The organism is Streptomyces sp. NPDC004732, from assembly GCF_040609235.1.
Taxonomy (GTDB): Bacteria; Actinomycetota; Actinomycetes; order Streptomycetales; family Streptomycetaceae; genus Streptomyces.
This window is the reverse complement of record NZ_JBEXJR010000002.1, coordinates 590,391-608,470: the sequence shown is the minus strand read 5'-3', so window position 1 is coordinate 608,470 and position 18,080 is coordinate 590,391. Positions and strand designations below refer to the sequence as shown.

12 protein-coding genes and 1 riboswitch are annotated in these 18,080 nt (G+C 71.2%); of the genes, 7 read left to right on the top strand and 5 right to left on the bottom strand.

All coding sequences use genetic code 11. The annotated features are described in order from the left end of the window. Positions 1 to 153 precede the first annotated feature (153 nt). Positions 154 to 507, top strand: coding sequence for a hypothetical protein (locus ABZV77_RS07355; RefSeq protein WP_356251457.1), 354 nt, complete (start codon positions 154 to 156; stop codon positions 505 to 507). Positions 508 to 614: 107 nt separating this feature from the next. On the opposite strand, the gene ABZV77_RS07350 is transcribed toward ABZV77_RS07355, so the two are convergent. Continuing rightward, on the bottom strand, positions 615 to 1,823 hold the full coding sequence (locus ABZV77_RS07350; RefSeq protein ID WP_356251454.1) for an NlpC/P60 family protein: 1,209 nt from the start codon (positions 1,821 to 1,823) through the stop codon (positions 615 to 617). A 6-nt stretch (positions 1,824 to 1,829) separates the two neighbouring features. After that, a riboswitch (cyclic di-AMP (ydaO/yuaA leader) is annotated at positions 1,830 to 1,986 on the bottom strand. 255 nt (positions 1,987 to 2,241) lie between these two features. On the opposite strand from ABZV77_RS07350, the gene ABZV77_RS07345 reads away from it, so the two are divergent. Further along, a complete protein-coding gene (locus ABZV77_RS07345; RefSeq protein WP_356251451.1) occupies positions 2,242 to 4,818 on the top strand; it encodes an ATP-dependent DNA helicase in 2,577 nt (858 codons plus the stop codon). 26 nt (positions 4,819 to 4,844) lie between these two features. Here ABZV77_RS07345 and ABZV77_RS07340 read toward each other — a convergent pair whose 3' ends face one another. Together ABZV77_RS07340 and ABZV77_RS07335 are read right to left on the bottom strand one after the other, a co-directional pair. Further along, complete coding sequence (locus tag ABZV77_RS07340) at positions 4,845 to 6,320, bottom strand: M23 family metallopeptidase (RefSeq protein WP_356251448.1); 1,476 nt, start codon at positions 6,318 to 6,320, stop codon at positions 4,845 to 4,847. A 183-nt stretch (positions 6,321 to 6,503) separates the two neighbouring features. Next, the gene (locus tag ABZV77_RS07335) at positions 6,504 to 7,286 is read right to left on the bottom strand and encodes an alpha/beta fold hydrolase (protein WP_356251445.1); all 783 of its coding nucleotides are present in this window, start codon (positions 7,284 to 7,286) and stop codon (positions 6,504 to 6,506) included. A 584-nt stretch (positions 7,287 to 7,870) separates the two neighbouring features. On the opposite strand from ABZV77_RS07335, the gene ABZV77_RS07330 reads away from it, so the two are divergent. Continuing rightward, entirely contained in the window at positions 7,871 to 8,284 is a 414-nt protein-coding gene (locus ABZV77_RS07330; RefSeq protein ID WP_055569378.1) for a cobalamin B12-binding domain-containing protein, read from the top strand. 117 nt (positions 8,285 to 8,401) lie between these two features. Here the strand turns inward: ABZV77_RS07330 and ABZV77_RS07325 are convergent, their stop codons facing one another. Next, complete coding sequence (locus ABZV77_RS07325; RefSeq protein WP_356252373.1) at positions 8,402 to 9,976, bottom strand: DUF5691 domain-containing protein; 1,575 nt, start codon at positions 9,974 to 9,976, stop codon at positions 8,402 to 8,404. Between the two features lie 71 nt (positions 9,977 to 10,047). Then, the gene (locus tag ABZV77_RS07320) at positions 10,048 to 11,436 is read right to left on the bottom strand and encodes an SWIM zinc finger family protein (protein WP_356251442.1); all 1,389 of its coding nucleotides are present in this window, start codon (positions 11,434 to 11,436) and stop codon (positions 10,048 to 10,050) included. 153 nt (positions 11,437 to 11,589) lie between these two features. Between ABZV77_RS07320 and ABZV77_RS07315 the strand changes: the two genes are divergently transcribed. From ABZV77_RS07315 to sucC, 4 genes are all read left to right on the top strand, one after another. Further along, entirely contained in the window at positions 11,590 to 12,744 is a 1,155-nt protein-coding gene (locus tag ABZV77_RS07315; RefSeq protein WP_356251439.1) for an AAA family ATPase, read from the top strand. Further along, positions 12,741 to 15,221, top strand: a complete 2,481-nt coding sequence (locus tag ABZV77_RS07310) for a DUF5682 family protein (RefSeq protein WP_356251436.1) — start codon at positions 12,741 to 12,743, stop codon at positions 15,219 to 15,221. Before ABZV77_RS07315 ends, ABZV77_RS07310 begins: the two co-directional genes overlap by 4 nt. A 218-nt stretch (positions 15,222 to 15,439) precedes the next feature. Next, positions 15,440 to 16,570: a VWA domain-containing protein gene (locus ABZV77_RS07305; RefSeq protein ID WP_356251433.1), complete on the top strand. Its 1,131-nt coding sequence runs from the start codon at positions 15,440 to 15,442 to the stop codon at positions 16,568 to 16,570. A 314-nt stretch (positions 16,571 to 16,884) separates the two neighbouring features. After that, positions 16,885 to 18,063 carry an ADP-forming succinate--CoA ligase subunit beta gene (sucC, locus tag ABZV77_RS07300; protein ID WP_356251430.1) on the top strand — a complete coding sequence of 393 codons (1,179 nt, stop codon included), beginning with the start codon at positions 16,885 to 16,887 and terminating at the stop codon, positions 18,061 to 18,063. Positions 18,064 to 18,080 lie beyond the last annotated feature (17 nt).

Below are 18,080 nucleotides of genomic sequence, written 5' to 3'. Positions count from 1 at the left end.
ACGGTGGCCCGCCGCGACCGTGTGCATCGCGAGGCAGTGGCGGCTTCGCACATAGGTGTGACCGATGGCTCGTTTCCGACCTACTCGGCTGTGGGGTGGTGATATGGGGGCGCCTGCCGGGCGGGCCGGGGGCCCCGGCTAGGCTCCGGCCTCATGGACCTACTCATCCATCTCTTCGTCGGCCTGCACATCATCGGCATCGCCTCGCTCCTGGGTGGTTTCCTCACCCAGATGAAGCAGATGGGCCAGGGCACCGCCCGATTCAGCCCCGGGATGCTGCACGGTGCATTGATCATGCTCCTCACCGGTGTGGTCCTGGTGGGCCTCAACCAGGCGGACGACAACACGGTCAACAACGTCAAGATCGGCATCAAGCTGGCCTTGCTGATCGTGATTCTCGCGCTGGTCTACGTGAAGCGGGACGAGGAGAAGGTCGACAAGAGCCTGTTCGGCGCGGTCGGCCTGCTGACCACGGCGAACATCTTCATCGCGGTGCTGTGGACCTGAGTTTTCCGCCTCTACGCGCGCGTGGCCCGCATCCGGGGAGGATGCGGGCCACGCGCGCGTAAGAGAGTGCCCCGTAGAGGAAGGCCTTGGTGCGGGGCGCTTCCCGGTCAGGCGGGGCGCACCACGCTGTGGATCGGCATGTAGTAGATCGACTCGACGCGGACGTTCGCGCCCGGCTTCGGGGCGTGGATCATCTTGCCGTTGCCGATGTAGATCCCCACGTGACTGATGTCGTCGTAGAAGAACACCAGGTCACCCGGTTTGGCGTCGGCGGTCTTCACCGTCGTGCCGACCTTCACCTGGTCCCACGTGGTGCGCGGCAGGGAGATCCCCGCGGCCTTCCACGCGTCCTGGGTGAGCCCGGAGCAGTCGTACGAGTCGGGGCCGGTGGCGCCCCATACGTACGGCTTGCCGATCTGGGCCTCCGCGAAGGAGATGACCTTCGCGGCCTTGGTGGCGTAGCCGCCGTCCGAGCTCCCGGAGCCCGAACCGGAACCTGAGCCGGAACCGGAGCCCGAACCCGCGTCGGAACCGGAACCGGAGTCCTGGCCGCCGTCCCGCTCCTTCTCCCGCTGGGCCGCCTCCTCCGCCTTGCGCTTGCGCTCCGCCTCGGCGGCCTGCTCGCGCGCCAGCTTCTCGGCCTTGCGCTTGGCCTCCTGCTTCTTCTTCCGCTCGATCTCCGCGAGCCGCGCCTTCTCCTCGGCGGTCAGCTTCGAGAGCATCTCGCGCGCGTCGCCCAGCTTCTTCTGGACGGTCTGCTTGCTCGTCCTGAGGTCGTCCCGCGAGTCGGTCAGCGTCTCGAGGCTCTTCGCGGCCTTCGTACGCTGCTTCGTCGCCGACGCCTGCTCCGTCTGGTAGGCGTCGACCGCCTTCTTCTGGCGCGTGGTCAGCCGGTCCGCCAGGTGGTTCTGGTCGAAGTAGCCCTGCGGATCGTTGGCGAGCATCATCGTCGCCGTCTCGGAGACGGCGCCGGTGCGGTACTGCGCCGCGGCGAAGGAGCCGAGCTCCTTGCGCGCGTCGTTCAGCTTGTCGGTGCGCTCGGCCACGTCGTCGAGCAGCCGGTCGACCTTCTTGCGCTGCTTGTCGGTGTGCTCCTTGGCCGAGTTGTACTTCTGGGTGGCCACACCCGCCTGCTGGTAGAGCTCGTCGACCTTTTTCTGTACCTCTTCGAGGCTGGGCTTCGTCGGCGCGGAGGGCGCGGCCTGCGCGCTCTGCGACAGGAGGGCGACGGAGGTGAGGGCTGCCGTCGTGATGCCGAGGGCGGGGGCCGTGCGTAGGCCGGCCGTCCGGTTCCGCGGCTTGCGGTGCGACGCCAAGGAGGCGACTCCTTCCGTAGACCGCCTACCGGGTTAGCTGTCGGGTTCGGGCGGTTGGTTCGGAAGGCTGCCCTACAGTCCCGTACTTCGTACGGGACCGATTCACCCCAAGGTCTCGGTGGGTCCCCGGCTCCGACCATGTCGGACTCGGCGGAGGCCGCCCGTTCCCGGCGGGGTTCGCCGGTGGGGGGACGAGTGGCCCGTCGGGCACGCTAGCCAACTCGTGTGGCCCGTGTGAAGGTTGATGTTCGATATGCCCGATACATTTTCGTGACTTTACGAGACCCGAGACACGGGCCGCGGCCCGCGGTGAGACACCATAGCGGAATGCGATCGTCCATGTGCGGGGAGTCAGGATCGCGGGGGTGTCCGGAACCCGCAGCGGGTTGTCAGTGGGGCCGCCTAGACTCGGGAGGCGATGAGCAGCCTCTTTGATGACAGCTTCCTGGCGGACCTGCAGCCTTCCCGGGCCGCGGACGAAGCGCCCCCGCCGCCGCCCGAGGACAGCGCTCCGGAACCCATTCCGGACGACCTGTTCGACGGGAAGTTCGACGCGCCCATGACCAGGGATTCGCATTACCGCGACGGTGCCCCGCGTCCGGTGATCGACCCGGCGACGCTCCTGGACGGGCTGAACGAGAACCAGCGCGCGGCGGTCGTGCACGCAGGCTCCCCGCTGCTCATCGTCGCCGGCGCCGGATCCGGCAAGACCCGCGTGCTGACGCACCGCATCGCGCACCTGCTCGCCGAGCGCGGTGTCCACCCCGGCCAGATCCTCGCGATCACCTTCACGAACAAGGCCGCGGGCGAGATGAAGGAGCGCGTCGAGCAGCTCGTGGGCCCCCGGGCGAACGCGATGTGGGTGTCCACCTTCCACAGCGCCTGCGTCCGCATCCTCCGCCGTGAGTACAAGAAGCTGGGCTTCACGTCCTCCTTCTCGATCTACGACGCCGCCGACTCCAAGCGCCTCATGGCCCTGGTCTGCCGCGACCTGGATCTCGACCCGAAGAAGTTCCCGCCGAAGTCCTTCAGCGCCAAGATCTCGAACCTGAAGAACGAGCTGATCGACGAGGAGGACTTCGCAGGTCAGGCCGCCGATGGCTTCGAGAAGACCCTCGCCCAGGCCTACGCGATGTACCAGTCGCGCCTCCGCGAGGCGAACGCGATGGACTTCGACGACCTGATCATGACGACGGTCCATCTGCTGCGCGCCTTCCCGGATGTCGCCGAGCACTACAGGCGCCGCTTCCGGCACGTCATGGTCGATGAGTACCAGGACACCAACCACGCCCAGTACGCACTGGTGCGCGAGCTGGTCGGGCCCTCCGGAGGCGAGGGGGACGACCCCGCCGAGCTCTGCGTGGTGGGCGACGCCGACCAGTCGATCTACGCCTTCCGCGGCGCCACCATCCGCAACATCCTCCAGTTCGAGGAGGACTACGCGGACGCGACGACGATCCTCCTGGAGCAGAACTACCGCTCCACGCAGACGATCCTGACCGCAGCGAACGCGGTCATCGAGCGGAACGAGAGCCGCCGCCCCAAGAACCTGTGGACCAACCAGGGCGCGGGCGCACGCATCACCGGATACGTCGCCGACACCGAGCACGACGAAGCCCAGTTCGTCGCCGACGAGATCGACCGCCTCACCGACGCGGGCGACGCCAAGTCCGGCGACGTGGCGATCTTCTACCGGACGAACGCCCAGTCCCGTGTCTTCGAAGAGATCTTCATCCGCGTCGGCCTGCCCTACAAGGTCGTCGGCGGCGTCCGCTTCTACGAGCGCAAGGAGGTCCGCGATGTGCTGGCCTACCTGCGTGTTCTCGCCAACCCCGAGGACGCGGTCCCGCTGCGCCGCATCCTCAATGTGCCGAAGAGGGGCATCGGCGACCGCGCCGAAGCCATGATCGACGCGCTCTCGCAGCGCGAGAAGATCTCCTTCCCGCAGGCGCTGCGCCGCGTCGACGAGGCGTACGGAATGGCGGCCCGCTCGACCAACGCCGTCCGGCGCTTCAACACCCTTATGGAGGAGCTGCGGACCATCGTCGAGTCCGGCGCGGGCCCGGCCGTCGTCCTGGAAGCCGTGCTCGAACGGACCGGCTATCTCGCCGAGTTGCAGGCCTCGACCGACCCGCAGGACGAGACCCGCATCGAGAACCTCCAGGAGCTCGCCGCCGTGGCGCTGGAGTTCGAGCAGGACAACAACGGCCAGGCGGCGGCGGACGGCAGCCAGGCGGTGGACGGCACTCAGGTGGCGGACGGTGCTCAGGCAGAGGGCGAAGCGGGCGCGGGTGACGCGGGCGAGGGTGAGGGCGATCCGGATGAGGGCGCGGCTCCGGCCGGTACGCTCTCGGACTTCCTGGAGCGCGTCGCCCTGGTCGCCGACTCCGACCAGATCCCCGACGAGGAGGACGACGGCTCCGGAGTCATCACGCTCATGACCCTGCACACCGCCAAGGGTCTCGAATTCCCCGTGGTGTTCCTGACCGGCATGGAAGACGGCGTCTTCCCGCACATGCGTTCCCTCGGGCAGGTCAAGGAGCTGGAGGAAGAGCGTCGCCTCGCGTACGTGGGCATCACACGCGCGCGTGAACGGCTCTACTTGACGCGGTCCTCGATGCGCAGCGCCTGGGGCCAGCCGTCGTACAACCCGCCGTCCCGCTTCCTGGAGGAGATCCCGGACGCGCACCTGGACTGGAAGCGGACCGGCTCGGTCGGCGCACCGGCCTCGTCCGGACCTGCCGCGGGCATCGCCTCGTCGCTGTCCTCGTCGCGCTCGCGTTCCGGTGGCGCGCAGGGCTTCGCCACGCGCCGCGCGTCGGAGAAGCCGGTGGTGTCGCTCGCCGTCGGTGACCGCGTCACGCACGACCAGTTCGGTCTCGGGACCGTGGTCGGGGTGAAGGGGACGGGGTCGAACGCCGAGGCGACGGTGGACTTCGGTGAGCCCAAGCCGAAGCGTCTCCTGCTGCGGTATGCGCCGGTGGAGAAGTTGTAACGCGGGCCGCGGCGGCCGGAGTTACGTTACGTCGGGTCGAGGCCGTGGCTGCGCAGCCACGGCAGCGGGTCGATCGCCGAGCCGCCGGCGGGCCGCACCTCGAAGTGCAGGTGGGGGCCGGTGGAGTTGCCGGAGTTCCCGGAGAAGGCGATGGCCTCGCCCGCCTTCACGGGACCGCTGGAGATCTTGTGCGTGGAGAGGTGGCAGTACCACGTCTCCGTGCCGTCCTTCGCGGTGACGATCGCCATGTTGCCGTAGGCGCTGTTCCACTTCGTGGAGACGGTGCCGTCGGTCGCGGCGAGGACCTCGGTGCCGTAGGACACCGGGAAGTCGATTCCGGAGTGCGCTGACATCCAGTTGACGCCCGCCTGGCCGAACTGCGCGCTGAGGCCGTGCTGCTTGACCGGCAGGGCGAACTTGGGCCGCAGCCGCTCCTTGCGCGCCGCCTCCGCTGCCGCCTTCTTCTCGGCGGCCACCTTCTCGGCCTTGAGGTCGATACGTTCCTGCGTGCGGCTCGCGCGGTCCGCGAAGTCGCCTGCGTCCGCGGAGAGGTTCGCCAGCTGGGTGTCCAGCTTGTTGTTGGCAGCGGAGGGCTGCACGGACGTGGGGTCCGGTGCCGACGCCGTCGTCTCCTTGGTGTCGTCCCCGCCGAAGTTGCCCACGGAGGCGGCGGCCACTCCGGCGACGCCCATCACACAGGCCGAGGGCACCGCGACGGTGAGGAGGGCGGAGCGTTTGGCGGGGGTGCGGCGGCGGGTCCTCGACCGGCTGTCCCCGGCGGGACCGCCGCGCTTCCCGCGGGAGGCGCGGGGCGCGGCACTGCGGGAGTCCGCTGCCGACTCGGGGTCGTCGGAGTCGTCGGGGCTGTACGCGGCGTCGATGCCGGTGTCGGCGTCGGTCTCGTACGGCGGGGCCGCGTCGTACGGGACGGGGGCGCCGAGCAGGTCGGGCGCGTCGTGCGCCTCGTGGGTGCCGTGCGCGTCGGGCGAGTTCCACGCCGTCGCGTCGTACGCACCGGTGTCGAAGGTCTGCGTGTCCCACTGACCGGTCTGCGGGCCGTCCGGCGCCTGGTTCCAGGCGGTGGTGTCCCACTGGCCCGTGGAGTCGGGGCCCGGCTGCGACGGAATGTCGGCGACCTGCTGATAGCCGCCGGTCGACCACATCGAGCCGGTGTCGTAGCTGCCTGAGTCGTACGTGGCGGCGTAGTACTGCGCCGCGTACGCGTCGTAGGTGGCCGTCTGATGGGAGCCCGTGGTCGCCCACTGGCCCGTGTCGTGGCCGCCGCCCGGCATGTCGCCGAAGAGGGGGTCGGTCGCGAACGTCCCGGTGTCGAAGCTGCCGGTGGCAAAGCTGCCGGTGTCGAAACTGCCGGTGGAATAGGTGTCGTAGCCGTAGCCGTTGTGCTGGGCACTCTGTTGGTCGTACGTCGCGTAGTGCGCGTAGTCGGCGCCGGGTGCCGAGGACGGGGGGATCGAGCTCCCCGACGGGTGACGGTCGTTCACCAACTTCTCTTTCGCCTCGGCAGCAGGGGCAGAGCAGTGCGGTGACTGTACCCGGCGGTATACGGGCGCGACAATCTTCGGCAGGTTTCGTGGTTTCAGGAAACGGGCATTCGGCCGCCTTTCGGCGGACTGCGGGCACAGCCTTGGCCCTGCGTTCGAGATTCGTTCGATAGATGTGGTGTGTCAGGCGACCGTCAGCCCGCCCGGCGCGCTCCTGGCGTCGGCTCCCGGGTTCGCCAGGTCGAGTGCCTGACGGATCCCGTTCGCGACCGCGGGGTGCACCGGCAGGGCGAGATGGCCGATTCCGGTCACGCGGACGTTCTGCGCGGTCAGATCGGGATGGTCGACACAGGCCGTCTCCAACGGGTCCATGATCTGGTCCAGATCGCTCCAGAAGCTCACGAACTGCGTGCGACAGCTCGGCGCCGGTTCCTTGAGCTCCTCGATCACGTCGGAGCCAGGACGCATCTGCCGGACGATCGGGTGTGCGTTCGCGAGCGGCACGACGCGGGTGCCCGCGTGCGGTGTGCCGAGCGTGACCAGGGTGCGGACGCGGACGTCACCGCCGAGCCGCTGCGCGTAGTAGCGGGCGATCAGGCCGCCGAGGCTGTGCCCGACGACGTCCACCCGGGCGTGTCCCGTGCGCTCGCAGAGCTCCTCGATATGGCGGCCGAGCAGCTCGGCGGCGCCCCGGATGTCGCAGGTCAGCGGGGAGTAGTTGAGGGACTCCACGCGGCGGCCGCCGTGCTGGGCCAGGGTGCGGCGGAGCAGTACGAACACGGAGCGGTTGTCGATGAAGCCGTGCAGGAGGAGCACCGGGGGCCTGCCGTCCGCCGGGAGGCGGGGGGCGCCGGGGGGCGGTTGGACGGGGGTCGCCCTGCGTTCCTGGGTGATGCCCGAGGGATAGAGGAGGAGGTGGCCCGCGAGGATCGTCAGCTCCAAGGCCGTCGCCTTCAGGAGGGCCATGGAGAGACCGGCGACCTTGGAAGGCAGCGCGGGGAGTGCAGGGAGGGCAGGGAGGGCTGGCAGTGCGGGGAGGGGTGGGCGCGAGGGCAGTGGGGCGAGGCCGAGGATTCTCGGCAACAGCGAGCCGAGCGGGCGAAAGGGGCGGGTCCCTGTGAACGGCATCGTCGACCTCCCGATTGGCGCACGGAAGGACGCCTCTGTCCCCCGTGTGCCCTAGGGGGAGTCGTGGCCGAGGAGACGGCTGTGCGATGGCGATCCCGGCCACCGTTCAGTGGTGACCCCGTGCCCCCGTTGCATCGCCGATGCGGAATCACCACGTCGTGCGGCTGCCGACGTGGTGTCCCGGCGTCTCGTTGCGGCTCCCCTCGCGCCTGGTCCGGACGCGGGGCGTGAACCCCGCGGTTGCGGATGGGCGCGCAGCGAACGTGTCCCACGTGTGATTTCCCCCTCGCTCTCCACCGTGAAACTGCCGCTTGCGCGATGCTGGGGATAACGTTCGTTTACTTCCCCGGCCGGTGCGGTGCGGGGTTATCTGTGCCGGGACAGACTGTTGTCGGTACGGATATCGGTACATGGAGGCAGTGATGGGTGTGGCAGCCGGGCCGATCCGCGTGGTCGTCGCCAAGCCGGGGCTCGACGGGCACGACCGCGGGGCCAAGGTCATTGCGCGGGCGTTGCGTGACGCCGGTATGGAGGTCATCTACACCGGGCTGCACCAGACGCCCGAGCAGGTGGTGGACACCGCGATCCAGGAGGACGCCGACGCGATCGGGCTCTCCATCCTTTCGGGGGCGCACAACACGTTGTTCGCGCGCGTGCTGGAGCTTCTGAAGGAGCGGGACGCGGAGGACATCAAGGTGTTCGGCGGCGGCATCATCCCTGAGGCGGACATCGCGCCGCTCAAGGAGAAGGGTGTCGCGGAGATCTTCACGCCCGGGGCCACCACCACGTCGATCGTGGAGTGGGTCCGCGGAAACGTGCGCCAGGCCGCCGTCTGACCTCCTCTGGTCCGGCTTGTACGCGCGGGGGCGCGGGTCCGCGGGCACATGTCCGTACTCGCTGCCCCTGCGTCATGCGGGCCACGGCCGTTACGAGTGACACGGCCGTCGCAGGCTTCACGGCGGCGGGAGTTCGTCGCGTATCGCCGCGCGCAGGCGCAGGGTGGTCACGAGGCGCTGGAACGCCTCCGACCAGTAGCCGCCCGCGCCCGGTGACGCGTTCTCCGGCTCGTCGGGGATCGCGGTGAGCGCGTCCAGGCGGACCGCCTCCGACGGGTCCAGGCAGCGCTCCGCGAGGCCCATCACGCCGCTGAAGCTCCAGGGGTAACTGCCCGCGTCCCGGGCGATGTTCAGGGAGTCCACCACCGCGCGGCCCAGCGGCCCGGCCCAGGGAACCGCGCAGACGCCGAGCAGCTGGAACGCCTCCGACAGGCCGTGCGCCGCGATGAAACCGGCCACCCACTCCGCCCGTTCGGCGGCGGGCAGTGAGGCGAGGAGCTTGGCGCGTTCGGCGAGCGACACCGCGCCCGGGCCCGCGGCGTCGGGCGCCGCCGGGGTGCCGAGCAGCGCCCTGGACCAGGCAACGTCCCGCTGGCGTACCGCCGCGCGGCACCAGGCGGCGTGCAGCTCGCTCCGCCAGTCGTCGGCCACCGGGAGCGCCACGATCTCGGTCGGCGTGCGGTTGCCGAGCCGGGGCTGCCAGGTGGCGAGCGGGGCCGACTCCACCAACTGGCCGAGCCACCAGGAGCGTTCGCCGCGGCCGGTGGGGGGCTTCGGGGTGACGCCGTCCCGTTCCATGCCCGCGTCGCACTCGTGCGGCGCCTCCACCGTGAGGGTCGGTGCGTCGGAGGTGTGGTCGACGGCCACACAGGAGGCCGCGCGGGTCGACATCCTGCCAGCCAGGGCCGAGTCGGGGAGGGCGGACAGCAGCTCCGCCGCCGTGCAGCGGACGTTGCGGCTGCGGTCGGTGAGGGCCTGCTCCAGGAACGGCTCGTCCTCGGAGGACAGGCCCGTACGCAGCGAGTCGAGGAACATCAGGCGGTCCTCCGCCCGCTCCGTCGACCACGTGGACGTGAGCAGGTCCAGGGCCGCTCGGGCGTCGTGCGCGCGGAGCGCGGTGAGGAGGGCGACGCGCTCGGCGAAGAGGCCCTCCTCCCAGAGCTGCTGGACCTTCGGGGCGTCATCCGTGGACGGGAGGGCCACGCCGCCTCCCGGGGTGGCGCGGAGCGCGAACTTCCAGTCGGGGTTCAGACGGGCCAGCCACAGAGCTCGGGGGCCCGCGAAGGTGAGCGCCTGGGGGCGCAGGTCCGTGCGGCCGCGGGCCGCGTTCAGGAGCGCGGGCAGCAGCTCGGGCGGGGCGCCGTACCCCCGCGCGTTGGCCAGGGCCAGCCACTGGGGCAGGAGCTCCATCAGGTCGGGGGACGCGCCCCTGCGACCGCCGCCGCCGGAACCGGGCTGATCGGTGAGCAGCGTCGCGAGCCTGCGCCTGGCCGCGGGGGGCACCGGTGGCCTGGGGTCGTCCGCCGCTGGCTCGGGCGCTGCGGCGGCCGGGGCCGGGCGCAGCCCCGCCCTGCGGCGCACCGTGTGCAGCGCCGCCGCGTCCAGGAGCGCGATCGGCGCCTCCTTGCCGGGGGTGTGCACGTCGGTCGGCAGCGCGCGGCGCTCGGTGCCCAGCAAGGCCGCCGTGACCAGGTCGTCCCAGGAGGGTTGGGCGGCGGGAGCGGGGTGTGCGGTGGGCGGGGTGGTTTCCTGTCGTGCGTTCTTCAGCACAGCGACACCGTCTCTCCTGCGTACGTATCTCCTGAGGCTTGCTCTCCTGAGCCCTTCGGCCAGGCCGCCAGTGGTGTGAAGCCTTGGTGGCCGCACTCGCCGAACACCGTCAGCGGTGCGCCCCCGGACAGGGCGACCAGACGCCACAGGCCCGGCCGGGATGCGGCGGACGGTGCGAGGGGGAGGGCCGAGTGGTCGGTCGGATCGGCCAGTTGCCAGGAGTCCTGGGTCCGGGTCGGTATCACTTCGGCGAGCGTCACCGGCCAGGACTCCAGCCAGGGGTCGTCCTGGAGCGCCGTGCCGTAGCGAGCCGTGGCCTCTCCAGGACGCACGCCCGGTGGTCGGTGCGTGGCGGGCACAGGCGCCGTGAACTGCTCGCCCAGGTCCGCCCGCAGCTGTCCCGCGCCCGGATATCCGGTCACCTCGGCATCGAGCACCAGGCCCACCGGCAGGGCGAGCGCGGGCGCACGACCCGCCGCCCCGTACGAGAGAAGGAGCGCGGTGCGGCCGGAATCCGTGCCGTACAGCCATATGCGGCGCGTGGTGAGTCTGCTGTCCGCCGTGTCGTACTGGGCGAGGACCAGCCAGCGGTCCCGCACGGGCGGGCCCTCCGGCTGGGCGGGCAGACCGACCCGGGAACGGACCGTCGCCGCCAGCCCGGCAGGCAGCCGGTCGCGGTGGAGCCAGCCCTGGTCGAGCAGGTGGAGCAGCGCACACTCCTCCAGGAGACGCACCGGCCAGCCGGATCCCGAGGAAGGTATGGCACCCAACTCGCGGACTCTTGCCGCCAGTCCCGGAGCCTGGGCGTCGACCATGCGGGCCGCCGTCTCCTCCCACAAGCCGTACCCCGACTGCTCGGCCGATGCCGTGCCGCCGCGGATCAGGTCGGCCAGGCGCTGCTCCAGCTCCGTCGCCCCCGCGGTGATGCGCTCGGCCCGCTTCTCCGCCCGCCTGCGCGCCGCCTCAGGGTCGGCCGAGGCGGAGGCAGCGGGCGTCGTGGCCGAACTCCGCTTGTTCTCCGCTCTTTTGCGGCGCGTCGCCAGCCACGCCTCGGCCCAGGCCGGAGGCTCGCCGTCCGGCGGCACGGTGCCGTCCGCGCCCGCCCAGACCAGCAGCAGCCCCAACGCGTGCTTGCACGGGAACTTGCGGCTCGGACAACTGCATTTGTACGCCGGGCCCGCGGCGTCCGCGATGTCGACGACCGTCTGATACGGCTTGCTGCCACTGCCCTTGCACAGCCCCCACACCGTCCCCTCGTCAGAACTGCCCGCCTCCGACCAAGGGCCGGCGACGCCGAGTTTGCTTCCCGCCTTGCGTGACGGGACGTCAGGAGCCAGTGCGAGCACCTGATCCGCCGTCCAGCGCACCCCCTGCTGAGTCATGTCTCGAAGGTAGGTGCCACCACTGACAATCGGTTCGATGCCGAGTATTCGTGCAGGTCAGCGGTGGGCGAAGGTCGATTGTCAGTGGCGTGGTGCACGGTTGGAACATCGCCGGGCCAGATGCGTCCGGACGAGCTGGAGGGGGATCGCTCCATGACCGTTTCCGTCGACTCGACGACGTCCGCGACCGCGAATCCGCCGGCGCCCGCGCCCGGTTCCGCCGACGCCGCGCAGGTGCTCCGGCCACACGCCGAGGACGCCTTCGCCGCCGAACTGGCCGCGCTGGCCGCGCAGGACGACCGGCCGCGCCCGCAGCGCTGGAAGCTCTCGCCGTGGGCCGTCGCCACGTACCTGCTCGGCGGGACCCTGCCCGACGGCACAGTGATCACGCCGAAGTACGTGGGACCGCGCCGCATCGTCGAGGTCGCCGTCACCACCCTCGCCACCGACCGCGCCCTGCTCCTGCTCGGCGTGCCGGGCACCGCCAAGACCTGGGTGTCCGAGCACCTCGCGGCCGCGGTCAGCGGCGACTCGACGCTGCTCGTGCAGGGCACGGCGGGCACCCCCGAGGAAGCCATCCGGTACGGCTGGAACTACGCCCAGCTGCTCGCCCACGGCCCCAGCCGCGACGCGCTCGTGCCCAGCCCCGTGATGCGGGCGATGGCCGAGGGCATGACGGCGCGCGTCGAGGAACTGACCCGTATCCCGGCGGATGTGCAGGACACGCTGATCACGATCCTGTCGGAGAAGACGCTGCCCATCCCGGAGCTGGGGCAGGAGGTGCAGGCCGTGCGCGGCTTCAACCTCATCGCCACGGCCAACGACCGCGACCGCGGCGTCAACGACCTGTCGAGCGCCCTGCGCCGCCGCTTCAACACCGTCGTCCTGCCGCTGCCGGAGAGCGCCGACGCCGAGGTCGACATCGTCTCGCGCCGCGTCGACCAGATCGGCCGCTCCCTCGACCTGCCCGCGGGCCCCGAGGGGATCGACGAGATACGGCGTGTCGTCACCGTCTTCCGCGAACTGCGCGACGGCGTCACGGCGGACGGGCGTACGAAGCTGAAGTCGCCCAGCGGCACGCTGTCCACGGCCGAGGCGATCTCCGTCGTCACCAACGGCCTCGCTCTGGCAGCCCACTTCGGAGACGGCGTCCTGCGTCCGGGCGACATCGCGGCGGGCATCCTCGGCGCGGTCGTCCGCGACCCGGCGGCGGACCGGGTCATCTGGCAGGAGTACCTCGAAGCGGTCGTGCGCGAGCGCGACGGCTGGAAGGACTTCTACCGCGCGTGCCGAGAGGTGAGCGTATGACCGGGGCGCAGGAGCCGCTGCTGCTCGGGGTGCGGCACCACGGTCCAGGATCGGCGCGTGCCGTGCGGGCCGCGCTCGACGCGGGGCGGCCCGACGTCGTCCTCGTGGAGGGGCCGCCGGAGGCCGACGCCCTGGTGGAGCTGGCCGCCGACGAGGGGATGCGGCCACCGGTCGCGCTGCTCGCGCACGTGGTGGACGAGCCGGGCCGGTCGGCGTTCTGGCCGCTCGCCGGGTTCTCGCCGGAATGGGTCGCCATCCGCTGGGCCCTCCGGCACGGTGTGCCGGTGCGCTTCATCGACCTGCCTGCGGCGCACTCGCTCGCCCTCCGCGCGGAGAGCGGGGACGGGGACCAGGGGGACGGGGCGAGCGAGGGCGGGGACGAGGGGGATGTGCGGGTCGACCCTCTGGGTGTCCTCGCCGAGACCGCGGGCTACGACGACCCCGAGCGCTGGTGGGAGGACGTCGTCGAGCACCGGGGGGCGGCCGACGACGCGTTCGCTCCGTTCGAGGCGCTGGGCGAGGCGATGGGGGCGCTGCGCGAGGCCTACGGGGACGGGGGTCATGCCCGTGACCTCGTGCGCGAGGCGTACATGAGGCTCCAGGTGCGGGCCGCGCAAAGGGAGTTCGGGCCCGAGCGGGTCGCCGTGGTCTGCGGGGCCTGGCACGTTCCCGCGCTGCGGCAGAAGACCACCGTGGCCGCCGACCGTGCCCTGCTCAAGGGGCTGCCCAAGGTGAAGGCCGAGATGACGTGGGTGCCGTGGACCCACCGTCGGCTCTCGCGCGCCAGCGGGTACGGGGCGGGGATCACCTCGCCAGGGTGGTACGCCCACCTGTTCGACGCGCCCGACCGGCCCGTCGAGCGCTGGTTGACGAAGGTCGCCCGGCTGCTGCGCGACGAGGACAGGCTCGTGTCGTCCGCGCACGTCATCGAGGCGGTGCGGCTCGCCGACACGCTGGCCGCGATGCGGGGGAGGCCGCTGGCCGGGCTCACCGAGACGACCGATGCGGTGCGGGCGGTGCTGTGCGAGGGCTCGGACGTACCGCTTGCGCTCGTGCACGACAAGCTCGTCGTCGGGGACGTGCTGGGCGAGGTGCCCGAGGCGGCGCCCGCGGTGCCGCTGCAGCGGGACCTCACGAAGCTGCAGCGCAGGCTACGGCTCAAACCGGAGGCGCTGGAGCGGGAGTTGGAGCTCGACCTCCGTAAGGAGACGGACGCCGGGCGGAGCAGGCTGCTGCACCGGCTGCGGCTCCTCGGCATCGGCTGGGGCGAGCCGGTGGCTTCCCGGGGGAGTACGGGGACGTTCCGGGAGACCTGGCGGCTGCGGTGGGAGCCGGAGCTCGCCGTGCGGGTCGCCGAGGCGGGGGTGTGGGGGACCACGGTCCTGGGTGCGGCCACGGGCAAGGCGTCGTCCGACGCGGTCGAGGCGGGGGCGCTCGCCGACGTCACCGCGCTCGCCGAGCGGTGCCTGCTGGCGGAGCTGTCGGACGCGTTGCCCGTGGTGATGCGGGTGCTGGCGGACCGGGCTGCGCTGGACGCAGACGTCGGGCACCTCGCGCAGGCGCTGCCCGCGCTGGTGCGGTCCCTTCGGTACGGGGATGTCCGGGGGACGGGCACGGAGGCCCTCGGCGAGGTCGCCCTCGGGCTCGCCGAGCGGATCTTCGTCGGGCTGCCGCCCGCGTGCGCGGGGCTGGACGCGGACGCGGCCCTGGAGATGCGGCGGCACGTCGACGCGGTGCACCAGGCGGTGGGCCTGCTCGGGGAGTTCGGCCCGGACCGCTCGGCGGGTGCGGGCGCGGCGCAGGGGGTCCGCGCGCGGTGGCACTCCGTACTGAGGGCGCTCGCTCAGCGGGATTCCGTCGCCGGGGTCGTGCGGGGGCGTTGCGTGCGGCTGCTGCTGGACGGCGGGGAACTGGGGGACGAGGAAGTCGCCCGGCTCATGGGGCTCGCGCTGTCCCGGGGGAGCGCGCCCGCCGAAGGAGCCGCCTGGATCGAGGGGTTCGTCGGGGGCGGCTCCGGGGGCGGGATGCTGCTCGTGCACGACGAGCGGCTGCTGGGGCTGGTCGACGACTGGCTGAGCGGGGTGTCGGACGCCGCCTTCACCGACGTACTGCCGCTGCTGCGACGCACGTTCTCGGCGTACGAGCCGGGGGTGCGGCGGACGTTGGGGGAGTTGGTGAGGAGGGGACCGATGAGGGGTCCTGCCGGGACCGGCACCGGTGGCGCGGACGCGGACGCAGGGGGACTGCCCGGTTTCGCCGCGGAACTCGACCCCACGCGCGCGGACGCCGTCGTGCCGATCGTGCGCCTGCTTCTCGGCCTGCCGACGGGGGCGGAGACGGGGACGGATGCGGATGCGGATGCGGATGCGGAGGCTGGGGCTGAGGCGGAAACGGAAGCGGGGCGGCGCAGAGAAGCGGAAGCGGGGACGCGGGCAGCGGGGGCCTACAGCGACGACTACATGGGGGTGGCGGGATGAACGGGGTGACGAGGGGAGCCAAGGTGGCCGGGGCAGCCGGGCAGGATAGCGGGGCTGGGGACGCCGGGGACGCCGAGGTCGCAGGGCGAGCCGACATGGCCGTGGACGCCGGGGCAAGCGGGGGTGCCGACGCGGCTGGGGACGCCAGGGCAACCGGGGGAGTCGACGGGGACGGAGACGTTGGGGGTGTACGGCAAGGCGGTGTTGTTGGTGAGCGGATGCGGCGGTGGCGGCTTGTGTTGGGGGGTGAAGGGGGCGACGGGACGGGGTGTGTGCTTGGGGGGCGGGACGCGGCTATGGATGGCGCCCTCGGGGCGTTGTACGGGGGAGCGGGGGAGAGGGGGGACCGGGGGCGGCGGGAGCGGTCCGCGGGGCTGGGGGCGTCGGCGCCGTCCGTGGCGCGCTGGCTCGGGGACATCCGGACGTACTTCCCCTCCTCCGTCGTACAGGTCATGCAGCGGGACGCCATCGACCGGCTGGGGCTCTCCACGCTCCTCCTGGAGCCGGAGATGCTGGCGGCCGTCGAGGCGGACGTGCACCTGGTGGGCACGTTGCTCTCGCTCAACAAGGCCATGCCCGAGACGACCAAGGAGACCGCGCGGGCCGTCGTGCGCAAGGTCGTCGAAGACCTGGAGAAGCGGCTCGCGACGCGGACCCGCTCCACGCTCACCGGAGCGCTCGACCGCAGCGCCCGCGTCAGCAGGCCGCGCCACCACGACATCGACTGGAACCGCACGATCGCGGCCAACCTCAAGAACTATCTGCCGGAGTACAAGACGGTCGTGCCCGAGCGGCTCGTCGGGTACGGGCGGGCATCGCAGTCCGTGAAGAAGGAGGTCATCCTCTGCATCGACCAGTCGGGGTCGATGGCCGCGTCCGTCGTCTACGCCTCGGTGTTCGGTGCCGTGCTCGGCTCGATGCGGTCGCTCGACACGCGGCTCGTCGTCTTCGACACGAATGTCGTCGACCTCACCGATCAGCTCGACGACCCGGTGGACGTCCTGTTCGGCACACAGCTGGGCGGCGGCACGGACATCAACCGCGCCCTCGCGTACTGCCAGTCACAGATCACCCGGCCCGCCGACACGGTCGTCGTCCTCATCAGCGACCTCTACGAAGGAGGCATACGCAACGAGATGCTGAAGCGGGTCGCGGCGATGAAGTCGTCCGGAGTGCAGTTCGTGACGTTGCTCGCACTCTCCGACGAGGGGACACCCGCGTACGACCGCGAGCACGCCGCGGCGCTCGCGGCACTGGACGCGCCCGCCTTCGCCTGCACCCCTGACCTCTTCCCGGAGGTGATGGCCGCGGCGATCGAGAAGCGGCCACTTCCCCTGCCGATCGCGTGAGCAACCAGAGCAAACAGAGCAAACAGGTGGGCCCTCCGGCACCCCAGGGGCCGCCCGGCCACCACGGCGGCGGCCGGTTTTGCCGCGGTGACCACGCGATCTGTGACCGTCATCACCGCCCAAATGTGATCTGCGATTTAGGGACCTACGTCCCGCGGCGATAACCTGCGAGACGGACATGCCGCGTACCGGACTCCGTCCTACGCCTCCCTTGTGACAGCGCAGTCACGTTGCCCTCCGCGGCACGCCCACGCAGACAGCTGACCACAAAGCAGCGAGATCGCAGCGAGATCACGGAAAAGGGACGGACGCGCGTGGACCTGTTCGAGTACCAGGCGAGGGACCTCTTCGCCAAGCACGGTGTACCGGTGCTGGCCGGTGAAGTCATCGACACGCCTGAGGCGGCGCGCGAGGCCACCGAGAAGCTGGGCGGCAAGTCGGTCGTCAAGGCACAGGTGAAGGTCGGTGGCCGCGGCAAGGCCGGCGGCGTGAAGCTGGCGGCGAACCCGGACGAGGCCGTCGCTCGCGCGACGGACATCCTCGGGATGGACATCAAGGGCCACACGGTCCACAAGGTGATGATCGCCGAGCTGTCCCCGGAGATCGAGGCGGAGTACTACGTCTCGTACCTCCTCGACCGCACCAACCGCACCTTCCTCGCCATGGCGTCGGTGCAGGGCGGCATGGACATCGAGGAGGTCGCGGAGAAGACCCCCGAGGCCCTCGCGAAGGTCCCGGTCAACGCCGTCGAGGGCGTGAACATCGAGAAGGCCCGCGAGATCGTGGCCCAGGCGAAGTTCCCGGCCGACGTGGCCGAGGGCGTCGCCGAGGCCATGGTGACCCTGTGGGACACCTTCGTCGCCGAGGACGCGCTCCTCGTCGAGGTCAACCCGCTGGTGAAGACCAAGGACGGCCGCATCCTGGCCCTGGACGGCAAGGTCTCGCTCGACGAGAACGCCGACTTCCGCCAGGCCGACCACGAGGCCCTCGAGGACAAGGAGGCAGCCAACCCGCTCGAGGCTGCCGCCAAGGCCAAGGGCCTCAACTACGTCAAGCTCGAGGGCGAGGTCGGCATCATCGGTAACGGTGCCGGTCTGGTCATGTCGACCCTGGACGTCGTCGCGTACGCCGGTGAGAACCACGGTGGCGTGAAGCCCGCCAACTTCCTCGACATCGGTGGCGGCGCTTCCGCCGAGGTCATGGCGAACGGCCTGGAGATCATCCTCGGCGACTCGGACGTCAAGTCCGTCTTCGTCAACGTCTTCGGTGGCATCACCGCGTGCGACGAGGTCGCCAACGGCATCGTGCAGGCCCTTGAGCTGCTCGCCTCGAAGGGCGAGAAGGTCGAGAAGCCGCTGGTCGTGCGCCTCGACGGCAACAACGCGGAGCTGGGTCGCAAGATCCTGAGCGACGCCAACCACCCGCTCGTGCAGCGTGTGGACACCATGGACGGCGCGGCCGACAAGGCCGCCGAGCTCGCGGCCGCGAAGTAAGGGACGAGGGACAGAAC